The organism is Actinoplanes sp. NPDC048988 (assembly GCF_043197815.1).
Classification (GTDB): Bacteria; Actinomycetota; Actinomycetes; order Mycobacteriales; family Micromonosporaceae; genus Actinoplanes.
Genome location: NZ_JBICTW010000015.1, coordinates 257,675 through 270,295, shown reverse-complemented (window position 1 = coordinate 270,295; position 12,621 = coordinate 257,675). Strand labels below are relative to the sequence as shown.

At 68.4% G+C, this 12,621-nt stretch carries 11 protein-coding genes; 3 read left to right on the top strand and 8 right to left on the bottom strand.

Annotation, left to right across the window (positions count from 1 at the left end; genetic code table 11):
* Positions 1–757: 757 nt before the first annotated feature.
* From ACGFJ7_RS35815 to ACGFJ7_RS35780, 8 genes are all read right to left on the bottom strand, one after another.
* Positions 758–2,635: an adenylyl cyclase gene (locus ACGFJ7_RS35815; RefSeq protein WP_360258295.1), complete on the bottom strand. Its 1,878-nt coding sequence runs from the start codon at positions 2,633–2,635 to the stop codon at positions 758–760.
* Between the two features lie 215 nt (positions 2,636–2,850).
* Positions 2,851–3,480 (bottom strand): MBL fold metallo-hydrolase, encoded by a 630-nt coding sequence (locus ACGFJ7_RS35810; RefSeq protein WP_360258297.1) that lies wholly within the window; start codon positions 3,478–3,480, stop codon positions 2,851–2,853.
* Positions 3,477–4,595, bottom strand: a complete 1,119-nt coding sequence (locus ACGFJ7_RS35805) for an S-(hydroxymethyl)mycothiol dehydrogenase (protein WP_392646365.1) — start codon at positions 4,593–4,595, stop codon at positions 3,477–3,479. Before ACGFJ7_RS35805 ends, ACGFJ7_RS35810 begins: the two co-directional genes overlap by 4 nt.
* A 5-nt stretch (positions 4,596–4,600) precedes the next feature.
* Positions 4,601–5,788 (bottom strand): cytochrome P450, encoded by a 1,188-nt coding sequence (locus tag ACGFJ7_RS35800; protein ID WP_392646363.1) that lies wholly within the window; start codon positions 5,786–5,788, stop codon positions 4,601–4,603.
* A gap of 8 nt (positions 5,789–5,796) precedes the next feature.
* A complete protein-coding gene (locus ACGFJ7_RS35795) occupies positions 5,797–6,741 on the bottom strand; it encodes a PDR/VanB family oxidoreductase (protein ID WP_360258305.1) in 945 nt (314 codons plus the stop codon).
* An 85-nt stretch (positions 6,742–6,826) separates the two neighbouring features.
* A complete protein-coding gene (locus ACGFJ7_RS35790; RefSeq protein WP_360258307.1) occupies positions 6,827–7,594 on the bottom strand; it encodes an IclR family transcriptional regulator in 768 nt (255 codons plus the stop codon).
* A gap of 19 nt (positions 7,595–7,613) precedes the next feature.
* On the bottom strand, positions 7,614–8,147 hold the full coding sequence (locus ACGFJ7_RS35785; protein ID WP_360258309.1) for a hypothetical protein: 534 nt from the start codon (positions 8,145–8,147) through the stop codon (positions 7,614–7,616).
* 73 nt (positions 8,148–8,220) lie between these two features.
* Positions 8,221–9,219: a LacI family DNA-binding transcriptional regulator gene (locus tag ACGFJ7_RS35780; protein ID WP_360258311.1), complete on the bottom strand. Its 999-nt coding sequence runs from the start codon at positions 9,217–9,219 to the stop codon at positions 8,221–8,223.
* A gap of 227 nt (positions 9,220–9,446) precedes the next feature.
* Between ACGFJ7_RS35780 and ACGFJ7_RS35775 the strand changes: the two genes are divergently transcribed.
* The 3 genes from ACGFJ7_RS35775 to ACGFJ7_RS35765 all read left to right on the top strand — a co-directional run bounded on the left by ACGFJ7_RS35775 (position 9,447) and on the right by ACGFJ7_RS35765 (position 12,621).
* Positions 9,447–10,769 carry an extracellular solute-binding protein gene (locus ACGFJ7_RS35775; protein ID WP_360258313.1) on the top strand — a complete coding sequence of 441 codons (1,323 nt, stop codon included), beginning with the start codon at positions 9,447–9,449 and terminating at the stop codon, positions 10,767–10,769.
* 62 nt (positions 10,770–10,831) lie between these two features.
* Positions 10,832–11,716 carry a sugar ABC transporter permease gene (locus ACGFJ7_RS35770; RefSeq protein ID WP_360258315.1) on the top strand — a complete coding sequence of 295 codons (885 nt, stop codon included), beginning with the start codon at positions 10,832–10,834 and terminating at the stop codon, positions 11,714–11,716.
* A 2-nt stretch (positions 11,717–11,718) separates the two neighbouring features.
* The gene (locus ACGFJ7_RS35765) at positions 11,719–12,621 is read left to right on the top strand and encodes a carbohydrate ABC transporter permease (protein WP_360258317.1); all 903 of its coding nucleotides are present in this window, start codon (positions 11,719–11,721) and stop codon (positions 12,619–12,621) included.

The following is a 12,621-nucleotide window of genomic DNA, read 5'->3' as shown; positions in this document are numbered from 1 at the left end:
CTCGCGATACAAGCGCACAGCACGCGCCCTGAGCTCGTCGGGGTACTTCTTCGGTGCGGCCACGGATACTTCCTCCCCATGATCAGTCGATCATGCTTGAGAAGCTCCGCCAAACCGGGGGGAACTCACACCGCGGTCAGCCGGAAGGCCGGCGGCTCACCTCTTGGACGGCCAAGCGGCTGAGGGTTTCTGCTCGTGCCCGACCGGTGCTAAGCCGTCGGAGGCTGGCCGTTGCGCGCTGTTCAGTGCAGCGACCGGCCGCCGCGCTACGAGTACCGGTTCATATTCGGCGTCTCCGTCCGCGCCGCCGGTTGCGCACGCTAGTGGGGCAGGTGGAAGGATCGCGATGTCTTGAGTGCGTGCCTCGGAACGGCAGATCGCGGCGACGCTCGGGGTGTGGGGGGTCATCGACGTCCACGGCACGGAAGGCTCGCCCGTGCCCTAGCCGAGCAGCAGGCTGGCATGCGAATCGACTGCGGTCGCGGTGAGATCGGCGGCGGCGACGATCGAGGCTCTTTGCCGACTACGATCGAACAGCGCTACGAGCCGCACCCTCGCCCTGCCTGACCGCCATCACCCGCCGACGCGAATCCGGGCCACCGGCGAAGTTTGAGCTGACCTCGCGACTCCGGCGGCAGAGGCGGACCGTTGTCAAAGGCTCGCCGACCCGAGAGGGTTTCCGGGGATGGTCACCGACCCGTGAGCGGTCGGTGACCATCGTGCGTCGCCATGCCTCGGTCAGCGCTCGGTCAGGTGATCAGTGGGGGTATGACGCCAACCGGGCGGATGCCGTGAAGCCGGGGACCACCTGGTTGGGCTGGGTCGAGTCCACGGCGGCGCCGGTGTCGTTGACGATGTGCCGGATGCCGCCTCCCAGAGCGATCACTGCGGTCGTCATCGATTTGAATCGGACGCTGGGGCGCTGGGGTGCCTCGATTGAGGTCCAAGCGTGTGCCGGTGCGCCGGCGAAGGTGGAGTCGAGGAACAGCGTGTAGATGGCCGTGCCGGTGGCGGAGTGGGTCGTCACGCTGGGCGAGACCTTGTAAGAGGTGTAACCCTCATTGGTTCCGTCCCTCCATGCGGCCTGGTTCGGCGGGTCGTACGGGAACTCACTTTGGTAGAAGACTGTGGTGCCGCGCTCGCCGTTCCAGATGACCTGGTTCTTCTGGTGGTGCTCGACGAACAGGCCGAGGGCGGTCACGTCCGTGCCGTTGACGACGAGTCCGGTGTCGCTGGTGTTGCTGGTCCAGCCCACGCCGGTGCCGTGGTCGGCGCGCCAGATCCAGTTGTCGTCGAGGATGACTTTGCTTTGGTTGACCTGCAGTGCGGTCTTGCTGGAACCGGCTTGGGCGCCTCCGATCCGAATGAACAGGTCGCTGAGCGTCGTGGGGTTCGTGGCGTCGCCGAGGTTGTTGGCGTTGCCCGTGCCGACCTTGACCAGGACGTTGGAGCCGGGGCCGGCGTCGACGAGCAGACTGGAGATGACGACGCCCTTGACGTCACCGACTTCGATCGCGGCCTGCCCGCCGGTGGGTGCCAGCGTCGCGTAGCCCATGCCCATGACGACCGTGTCGGGCCGGGTCACCTTGATCGGTGCGTTGAGGCGGTAGATGCCCGGCGTCAGGATGAGGTGTTTGCCGGCGGCCAGCGCTGTGTTGATTGTCGTTGCGGTGTCGGTGCCTGCTTTGGCGATGTGGAATCGGGAGATCGGGATGCTGATGCCGGCTGTGCTGTCGGTCGCCCAGTTGGCACCGGAGGCGTTGGTGCGTGCCTTCGGCACGAAGACCGAGTAGGCGTCGCCGCTCATGGTCAGGAATGGGGCGGACCTGGAGGTGGGGGTGGTCGCCAGGGTGGTGATGCCGCGGCCGTTGAAGTCGCCGGCTGGGGCACCCTGTACGCCGGAGAAGACCAGGTTGGCTGAGCCGCCGTTCCAGTTGCCGATCTGGCTGTCGCGCACGTAGTACTGGGCTTGGCCCGGTCCGGCGTTGCCGCCGCTGTTGACGCTGCCGGTGATGCGGCTGTCGGCCATTTCGGTGCCGAAGAGTGTGGCTCCGTAGGCACCGTTGAGGTCCAGGTTGCCCTTGATGTCGACCCGGCGCAGCGACGATGCCTGAGAGGTCGCCCACCGCATGGTGTGTGCCGGCGCGACGCCTTCCGGCCTGGCTCGTTGAGCGTCGGCACCCACCGGCCGCTGGATCGGGTTGACCGAGATGTTGGCCAGCGACCGGTAGAAGTTCGTCAGGCCGTCGGAGGACCCGTCGGCGTTCTGACGTGGCTCGGAGTGCAACGATCCGTTGATCTTGACGCTGGTGGGCGAGGTACCCAGTCCGGCGATCGAGGTGTAGTAGCCGACCTCGCTGTTGACGATGCCGGTGGCGGTCGCCGGGTCGTTCTGGCCGGCGGCGCTGCCGTAGGTACCGGGCTTGAAATACACCGCGTGCCGGTTGGTGCTGAACTCCGGCTCGGCCGAGATGCTCTGCAGGTAGGCGTTGATGTCAGCGACCGGCGTACTGGCGTCGAAGATCTTGACGTTCGGACCGAAGTCGACACTCGACGAGGCCGGTGCCGCTGAAGCGGGGACGGCAACCGCGAGAGTGCTGACGGGTCCGAGGATGGCGAGCGAGAGACTCCACACCCGCCTCGTGGTGGATCGCCCGGCTGCCAGTGAGGCAGCGCCTGTTGGTCTGTCTGTTCGCACGGTTCTCCTCAGCTCGGCGCGCCGACCAGGGTGGCTGTGGTTGGGGATGGCGCGCGGGGGTGCCGTGACCGTGCCTCAGGGGGCAAGCCGCGGAGAAGACGAAATTGTGTATGCGATGTATCCGTCGTGTTAATAAATGAAGGTCGTCGCCTTCACTGCTGGCGCTCGGTTGAGCGCCCGAGTCGGCGCCGTTCGGACTCGATGGTGGTGTCGGCGCCGTGGCCGGTGTGCACCACGGTGTCGTCCGGCAGGACGAGCAGCTTCGCCGTGATGGACTCGACGATCTGATCCGCGTCCGAGTACGAGCGGCCGGTCGCCCCTGGTCCGCCCTGAAACAAGGTGTCCCCGGTGAAGACACATCCCAGTTCGCTCGCGTAGAGGCAGACCGCGCCGGGCGCGTGCCCCGGCGTGTGCAGCACGGTCAGCGCCGTGCCACCCACCTGGATGACCGCCCCGTCGGCAAGGTCGGCGTCCCAGGTCACCGTCTGGCCGTGGGTGAGTTCCCACAGCGGCCGGTCATCGGGGTGCAGCAGGATCGGGGCGCCGGTTCGATCGCGCAGGGCCGGAGCGGCTCGCACGTGGTCGTCGTGGGCGTGTGTGCAGATGATTGCCACTACCGTGCGGGAGCCGACCACCTTCAGGATGGCGTCCTCGTCGTGCGGGGCGTCGATGACGACGCATTCGGCGTCGTTCCCGACCACCCAGATGTTGTTGTCGACGGCGAAGGCCTGTCCGTCGAGGCTGAACGTGCCCGAGACGACGGCGTGATCGACGTGGCTCACAGGACGACCACCGAGCGCAGCACCGGGGTGCCGCCACCGCGCATGCTGGTGAACGCGGCCTCGACATCCGCCATCCCGATCTCCTCGGTGACGAACGCGTCGAGGTCGAGGCGGCCCTGCCGGTAGAGGTCGACCAGCATCGGGAAGTCGCGGCTGGGCAGGCAGTCGCCGTACCAACTGGACTTGAGCGCGCCGCCGCGGCCGAACACGTCGATCAGCGGCAGCTCAGGCACCTTCATCTCGGGCGTCGGCACGCCCACCAGCACCAGCACGCCGGCCAGGTCACGGGCGTAGAAGGCTTGTTTCCACGTGTCCGGCCGGCCCACCGCCTCGATGACCACGTCGGCGCCGTCGGCACCCTCGTACGTCGCGGCCGCGATGCGCTTGATCTCCGCGACTGGATCGGTCTGTGACGAGTCGACGAGGTGGGTGGCGCCGAGCTTGCGGGCCGCCTCCAGCTTCGCCGGGTCGATGTCGACGGCGATGATCGGGCTGGCGCCGGCCAGGGCGGCACCGGCGACTGCCGCGACGCCCACTCCCCCACAGCCGATCACTGCGACCGATCTGCCGCGGGTCACGCCGCCGGTGTTGATCGCGGCGCCGATGCCGGCCATCACGCCGCAGCCGAGCAGGCCGACGGCGGCGGGCCGCGCGGACGGGTCGACCTTGGTGCATTGTCCGGCCGCGACCAGGGTCTTCTCGGCGAACGCGCCGATGCCCAGCGCCGGCGACAGCTCGGTTCCGTCTTGCAGGGTCATCTTCTGCTTCGCGTTGTGTGTCTGGAAGCAGTACTGCGGCTGGCCGCGCTTGCAGGCGCGGCACTCGCCGCAGACGGCCCGCCAGTTCAGCACCACGAAGTCGCCCGGCACGATGCCGGTGACGCCGGCGCCGGCGCCGGCGCCGATCGACTCGACCACACCGGCTGCCTCGTGGCCCAGCAGGAACGGGAACTCGTCGTTGATGCCACCGTCGCGGTAGTGCAGGTCGGTGTGGCAGACACCGCATGACTGGATCCTCACCACGGCCTCGCCGGGGCCGGGATCGGGCACGTTGATCGTCACGAGCTCGACCGGCGCTGCTTTGGCGCGCGCGATGACCGCTTTCACTTGCTGCATGTGCTTCAACTCCGGTGTAGGTGCAGGGGGATGCTGCGCCAGGCGCGCAACGTGTTGTTGTGATGGCGGCGCACGGGCCCGGCGAGTTCCAGCCGGGCGACACGGCGGGCCAGGGCGGTCACCAGCGATTCCGCTTCCAGGCGGGCGATGTGCTGGCCGACGCACTGGTGGATGCCCATGCCGAAGCCCACGTGCCCGGACGGGTCGCGGCTCAGGTCGAAGTGGTCGGGGTCGTCCCAGCGGCGCGGGTCGCGGTTGGCGGCGCCGAGGAACATCAGGATCTTCGCGCCGGTCGGTATGACGTGGCCGTCCACCGTGACGTCGGTGGTGGCGGTCCGGAAGAAGGTCTGCACCGGCGACTCCCAGCGCACCGCCTCGTCGAAGGCGACCCGGGCCAGCGACGGCTGCTCGCGCAGACGTTGCCACTGGGCGGGGTTGGTGGCGAAGGCGTAAAGCACGGCGGACAGGCCGTGCACGGTGGTGTCGACCCCGGCGGACAGCAGCGATCGCACTACCAGCGGCGCCTGCTCCGGCGTGAGTTCCCCGCGGTCGGCGGCGGCCCAGATGGCGGCGCCGAACCCATCCGGGGTGAGCATGTCACGGGCGCACTGCGCGTTGACCCAGGCCGACAACTCGGCGACCCGTGGGATGCCGTTGGCGACCAGGTCGTTGGACGGCCCGAAGGCGTTGAACAGATGATCGCCGTACGGCAGCAAACTCTCCCTACCCTCGGCGGGAATGCCCACGGCGTCCGGGAAGACCCGCAGCGGGAAGGCCTCGGCCAGAGCCGGCACCGCGTCGGCGGTGTCGCCCTGCGCGAGAACCCGGTCCACGAGCTCGGCGGCTTCGGCGGCCCACCGCTCGCGCAGTCGGTGCAGTGACCGGGGACCGACGATCTTGGACAGGACGCGGCGCGGGGCGTCGTGCCGGGGCGGGTCGGCTTCCAGCAACAGGCTGGGCGGGCGCCACGGTTTTTCGGTACGGAAGTTGCTCAGTCCGACGCCGGCGCCGGATTCGAAGCGCTGCCAGTCGGTGAGGGCGGCGTACACGTGCTCGTAGCGGGCCAGGGCGTAGGTGTCGTAGCGGGTGAGGTGGACGACCGGGCCGGCCTCGCGCAGCTTCTCGTGCATGGGTCCCGGGTCTTCGAGGTTCTCGTGGTCGAACGGGTCGGCGTCGCTGACCGGCAGGCTCATGGCTACTCCTAGAGGTCGAGGACGAGGCGGTCGGTGCGAGATCGGGAGACGCAGACGAACATGCAGGTGCCGGCGGCGCGTTCGGCGTCGTCGAGGACGCTGTCGCGGTGGTCCGGCTCGCCCGCGAGAACGATCGCCTCGCAGGTGCCGCACACCCCTTGGCGGCAGGAGGACAGCACGTCGGCGCCGGCCGCGGTGATCACGTCGAGCACGGAGGACTCCGCGGGCACGGTCAGCACCGTTCCCGTACGGGCCAACTCGACCTCGAACGGCGTGCTGCGCACCGCCGTGCTTCCTTCGGCGGCCACGAACCGTTCAGTGCGCAGGGTGTGCGGCGGCAGATCCGCGCACGCCTGCTCGACCGCGGCCAGCAGCGGAGCCGGCCCGCAACAGTAGACGCGCGTGCCCGGTTGGTGGCCGGCGATGAACGTGGGCAGATCGAGCAGCCCGTACTGGTCCTGCGGCCGGATCTGGACGCGGTCGCCGTACCGGATGAGGTCGTCGCGGAACGCGATGCTGGCGGCGCTGCGCCCGCCGTAGAGAAGACTCCAGTCGGCGCCGAGCAGATCGGCCTGATGGATCATCGGCAGCAGCGGTGTGATCCCGATGCCGCCGGCGACGAACAGATAGTGCTGCGCGGGAACGAGCGGGAAGTTGTTGCGTGGGCCGCCGAGGCCTACGGCCTCACCCACATCCAGAACATCATGGACGTACGCGGATCCGCCGCGCCCGTCCGCCTCCCGCAGCACTGCGATCCGGTAGGTGAACGGGTCCCAGCGGTCGCCGCACAGCGAGTACTGGCGCACCATGCCACTGGGAAGAAACAGGTCGATGTGCGCGCCGGGCGTCCAATCGGGGAGACGTGCGCCGGCCGGGTCGGCCAGGGTCAGCGCCACCACACCGTCGGCAATCGGCTCTTTGCCGACGATGCGCAGAGTTCGTGTTTCCGCCACGTGAACCTCCTGTGACATGAGGCCGCCAGAATGCGACCCCGGTCACAGCGGACACAGCGGGCTTCTCACTCAACGAGAGACGAATTCACCGAAGATGACGGGCGATGCCACGGGCGGCGGCCAGCAACGCGGGCAGCAGCTGCGGCGCCCGACCGTCGTTGGGCACGATCGCCGACAGGCCGGCCACCACCGAGCTCGCCGGGTCGGGGCTCGCGCGCACCGGGACGGCGACCCCGGAGGCGTCGGCGTGGATGTGCCCGCTGGAGACGACGTGCCCCTGCCGCCGGATGCCGTCGAGCACGCGGCGCAGCCGTCCCGGCGCCGTGATCGTCTCGGGCGTGAACGCGGGCAGCGGTCCAGCGATTACCTGCTCCTGCAGTTCATGGGGCGCGTATGCGAGAAGCACCAGGCCCGCCGACGAGGCGTGCAACGGCAGCCGCCCGGCGATCCGGGTCACGTTGATCACCGCATCACGGGCGGAGAGCCGCTCGACGAACAAAACCTCGCCACCGTCGAGCACGCCGAGCTGCACATGGTGCCCGATGACCGCGTGCAGGTCCTCGAGGAACGGCATGGCCGCCTCCCGCAGCCCCAGGGTCGGCGAGGCGCGCTGGGCCAGTTCCCACAGCCTTACGCCGATGCGCACCTTGCCGTTCGCGGCGCGGGCCAGCAGTCCTTGCTCGACGAGGGCGGCGATCAGACGGGATGCGGTGGCGACGTGCAGCCGGGCCCGGCGGCCGATCTCCGAAACCGACAGCTCCGGCTCCTCCGGGGTGAAGGCCTGCAAGATACGCGCGGCGCGGGCGAGCACCGGCTCGCCCCGGGGCCGGTTGCCGCTGTCCACAACGCCCATGCTGACACGCTGTGGCCCGTCAATGAGCCCGAGAACGGTCGGCGCTGGAACCAGAGTTGGCCCGGGCGACGTTTCCCAGGAGAAGCAGAAGCCGACCGGCCGAGGCCGCCCGGTGTGTGGCGGGCACTTCGCGCCGCAGGTCGGCGACGCCGTCGAGATGGGTCACGCATTCCTGAAGCGCGGGGCCGCCAAGGCGTGCGGACACGAAGTCGCGTTGCCGCATCGAGGCCGGCGCTGTCCAGAGAAGGCCACCCAGCAGGGCGTCATGGCGCACCCAGAACAACTCGCGGTTGAGCAGATCCACGGGGAAGTAGCCGTGGTAGATCTCGAGGTCCTCGCACTGCTGGTATTCCTGTCGCACGCCGGGCCACGCCAGAGTCACATCTCCGGCTGACACCTGCCGCAGGCCGGCCAGCGATCGGTGCATTCCTTCGCCACCGATCGCGACGGCGATCTCGACGAGGCGGTGAGCATGTGCGGACTGATCACCGTTGTACCGGCGGCGTTCCGCGTACGCGAGCCCCCCGCCGGACGCCTGCGGTGAGGAGAACACCAGCTCACGCTACCCGCAGAAGTTGCCGGTCAACCGGCGTGCCCATTATGAGGCGCGCCACGGGACGCTGCGGTCAGCCCGTGGTGGACTGCCGGACGATCAGCTCAGGGTCGAAGACGATCTGCTGGTGGCTATGGTCGGCGCCCCGGTCGATCTCGTCGAAGAGCAGGTCGGCGGCGACCTGACCCAGGCGCTGCCGGGGCTGGCGGATGGAGGTGAGCGGCACGGCCGCGGCGGCCGCGTACGCGATGTCGTCATAGCCCACTACGGCCAGATCGTCGGGAAGGCGCAGCCCGTCACGGGTCACTGCCTGAAGAACGCCGAGCGCGACCAGATCATTGCCACAGAACACTGCGGTGGGCCGCTTGGCGGATGACCGCGCAGCCAGCGCGGCGCCGACGGTCCGGCCGGCCGCGACGTCGAGCCGCGACGTCTCCAGCACTTCGAGAGTCGCACCGGCGGCGTCGGCTTCACGGCGTGCGCCGGCCAGGCGGTCGGCCACCTGTCCGAGGGCCAGCGGCCCGCCGGCGAAGGCGAGCCGGCGATGGCCCAGCGCCAGCAGATGCGCGGCGGCGAGCCGCCCGCCGGCTTGATTGTCGACCGCGACTGAGCACACGGCCGCCTGTTTCGAGCCCCGGTCGATCAGAACGACCGGGGTGCCTCGGCGGCGGACGGCCTCGAGCATCTTGACGGCTCCGCCGACCGGCGTGACCAGCACACCTTGAGCGCGCTGCTCTTCCAGGCGGCCGAAGTGGCGCAGTTCCCGGTCGGCGGATTCGGCGCTGTTGTACAGGGTCACGATCACGTCGTGGCGATCGGCCACCCGCTCAGCGCCGCGGGCGACATCGGCGAAGAACGGGTTCGCGATGTCCGGGACGATCAACCCGACCGTACGGCTGCGGCCGGCTTTGAGCGCCCGCGCGGGTTCGTGGAGAACGTAACCGAGGCTGGCGATGGCCGCGGTGACCCGCTCGCGCGTGGCCGGCGCCACCACGTCGGGGCGGTTGAGCACGTTGCTGACCGTGCCGACCGACACGCCCGCCTGACGGGCGACGTCCTCGATCCTCGCCACGGCGCCGAGCGTACGTCATGGTCCGGCCAGTGGATCTTCTCCACCCCGCCGCGCCGGGTTATTGAACCGTTACAATGACAGTTTCCGCAGGTCAGGCTCTTGTTTCCGAGAGATCAAATACCGGTTATCAGCGTGATCTTCTTGACGGAGGTTGTAGCCGGGCTCACTCTTTAGACGCTTCAACGCCTCTTAGACGTTTCAATCGGCGGTCACCAAGGAGACTCCCCGTGGCGCACACCTTCCGACGGCTTGCACGACCCACGTACGCGGTGACGGCCGGCGCCGTCGCCCTCGTCCTATCCCTGTCCGCCTGCGGTGGCGGCGACAGCGACAGCGGCGGCGGTTCCTCAGCCAAGAGCTTCTCGTTCCTGTCGATCAACGAGAACACCACGATCCCGACCACGCTCACGACCTTGAGCACGTCGACGTGCGCCACCGAGAACAAGGCCCAGCCGCTGGAGATCAAGAAGCAGGCCCAGGGCAGCCTCGACCAGCAACTGCAGTTGCTCGCCGGGCAGGGCGCCCTGCCGCAGAGCTTCATCGCGGCCAACGCGCCCGCGCTGACCAAGCAGCTGTACGACAACGGCTCGGTCCTCGACGCCGGCGCGGCCGCGCAGTCGGCCGGCGTCTCCGGCGACATCCTGCCTGCCGCAACGTCGACCATCGAGAAGCTCTACGACGGCAAGCAGCTCGTGCTGCCGACCGAGCTCAACATCGAGGGCATCTGGTACAACAAGAAAATCCTGCAGGACAACGGGATCGCCGTCCCGAAGACCTGGGAAGAACTGGTCGCGGCCTTCGCCAAGCTCAAGGCGGCCAACATTCAGCCCGTCTCGAACGCCGGCAAGGGCGGCGACGGCTGGGGCATCACCCGCTGGGTCGGCAACTACATCCTGCGCCAGCAGGGCCCCGACGCGCTGCAGAAGGTCAAGGACGGCCAGGCCAAGCTGACCGACCCGCAGTACGTCGCGGCCGCGCAGGCGATCGCCGACCTCGGTAAGGCCGGCTACTTCGGCAAGTCGCCGACCTCCATCGACTACGCCACGGCGCTGAACACCTTCGCCACCGGCAAGGCCGCGTTCATCTACATGGGCTCGTGGGCGCTGTCGGTCTTCAACGACCCGAAGCAGGCCACGATCGGCGCCGACAACATCGGCTTCATGAACTTCCCGACCGTCGCCGGCGGCGCCGGCGCCGCCGACCAGGTCCCGGCCAACGTCGGCACGGCGGTCGCGGTCTCCAAGAAGGCGTACGACAACGACAAGAACACCCAGGCCTGGGTCAAGTGCATCATCGCCAACTACGGCACCGTGGCGCTGCGCGACTCCAGCCAGATCACCGGCTTCAAGACCGACGCGAGCGTCAAGGTCCCGGCGCTGACCCAGCAGATCCAGACCGAGATCGGCAACATCAAGACGAGCGTCCTGTGGTTCGAGGGCTATTTCTCGGCCAAGGCCACCACGGTGAGCCAGAACAACGGCGGACTGCTCGGCGGCGGCCAGCTGTCCGGCGAGAAGTTCATGCAGACCGTCAGCACCAACCTCGGCTGAGTGGGCTCGGCGGTGGCCGCTCCTCCGGGCGGCCACCGCGCGCCATCGAAAGAAGGACATTCATGCACAGCGTTCTGGGTGACCGGAAGTCGGTCGCCATCCTGCTCGGACCGGCCCTGCTGGTCTACTCCCTGGTGATGCTGGTCCCGATGCTGTGGTCGCTCGGGTACACCTTCTTCACCGGCAGCGTCATCTCCGGATTCACCTTCACCGGGCTGGACAACTTCAGCAAGCTCTTCAACGACCCGGCCCTACCCGGCGCGCTGTGGTTCACCATCAAGTACGCCTTGGTCATCACCGTCGGCCAGGTGCTGGTCGGCTACCTGCTCTCGCTGCTGTACGTGTTCTTCCTGCGCCGCGCCGGCGGGCTGATCCGCACCCTCGTGTTCTTCCCGGTCGTTCTGCCGACCGTCGCCGTGGCGCTGCTGTTCCAGAAGTTCTTCGAGGTGGCACCGCAGACCGGCCCGGTCAACGCGCTCCTGCAAGCCCTCGGCTTCTCCGCCGTCGACTTCTTCAGCACCCCCGGCAAGGCGTTCCTGGTCATCGCGCTCATGGACATCTGGCGCTCGATGGGCTTCTACGCGATCCTGCTCTACGCCGGCCTGCTCGACATCCCCGACGAGCTGATGGAAGCCGCCGCCATCGACGGCGCGACCACGTGGCGGCTGATCCGCAGCATCATCATCCCGCTGTCGATGCCCGTGCTGGTCTCGTCGCTGGTCTTCAGCATCAACGGCACGCTCAAGGCGTTCGACTCGATCTACGCCTTGACCGGCGGCGGGCCCGGCAGCTCGACCTCGCCGCTGACGCTGTACATGTTCCAGACCTCATTCGCCTTCGGCGATTACGGGTACGGGTCCACGATCGCGCTCACGCTGACCGTGCTGTGCCTGCTGGTCACCGTCTTCATCTTCCGCGCGACCCGCCGCGACCTGGCGCAGGGGTAGACATGGCACTCATCACCGAACAACGCGCCAACCGCATCGGCGCGCCCCGCACCTCCCGCAGTCGTGGTGCGCGCAAGGCCTCCCGCTTCCTGCGCCGCCTGCCCGGCTACGCCGCCGTCGCGGTCCTGCTGATCCTGGTCGTCTACCCGCTCATCTGGCTGCTGCTGGGTTCCTTCAAGACCCAGAGCGAATTCCTGAACTCCTCGACCACGGCCCTGCCGGACAGCTTCACCAACTTCGACAACTACTCGCAGGCGTGGTCCTCGGTCGCGCTTTACCTGCGCAACTCCCTGCTCACCGTGCTGCCGGCGCTCGCACTGATCGTCGCGTTCGGCACCGCGGCCGGGTTCGCCCTGGAAATCCTGGTCTGGCGCGGCCGCCGCACCACGCTGCTGCTGTTCCTGGCCGGCATCATGATCCCGGGCCAGATGATCCTGCTGCCGCTGTTCACGGTCTACTTCAAGCTGCATCTGACCGGCACCCTGTGGCCCCTGATCATCACGTACACGGCGACCGGTCTGCCGTTGACCGTCTTCATGATGGCCACCTACTTCCGAGCCGTCCCGCGCGAGGTCTTCGAGGCCGCGACGATCGACGGCGCGAGCGTGATCCGGTCGTTCGTATCGGTCGCGTTCCCGATGATGCGCAACTCGGTGCTGACCATCGCGCTGGTGCAGTTCTTCTTCCTCTGGAACGACCTGCTCATCGCACTGACCTTCACCACCGACGATGCCCAGCGCACCGTGCAGGTCGGCTTGCTCAACTTCACCGGGCAGTTCGGCACGGTCGAGTACGGGCCGACGTTCGCCGCCATCTGTATCAACGTGCTGCTGATCCTGGCGATCTACCTGTTCCTCAACCAGCGGGTCATGCGCGGTCTGTCGGCCGGCGCGGTGAAAGGCTAG

Coding starts and splice junctions, on each gene's coding strand:
- ACGFJ7_RS35800 (WP_392646363.1), bottom strand. CDS start 5,788: ATGAGCCTGCCGGTCAGCGACGCCGACCCGTTCGACCACGAGAACCTC.
- ACGFJ7_RS35805 (WP_392646365.1), bottom strand. CDS start 4,595: ATGCAGCAAGTGAAAGCGGTCATCGCGCGCGCCAAAGCAGCGCCGGTC.
- ACGFJ7_RS35790 (WP_360258307.1), bottom strand. CDS start 7,594: ATGGGCGTTGTGGACAGCGGCAACCGGCCCCGGGGCGAGCCGGTGCTC.
- ACGFJ7_RS35770 (WP_360258315.1), top strand. CDS start 10,832: ATGCACAGCGTTCTGGGTGACCGGAAGTCGGTCGCCATCCTGCTCGGA.
- ACGFJ7_RS35765 (WP_360258317.1), top strand. CDS start 11,719: ATGGCACTCATCACCGAACAACGCGCCAACCGCATCGGCGCGCCCCGC.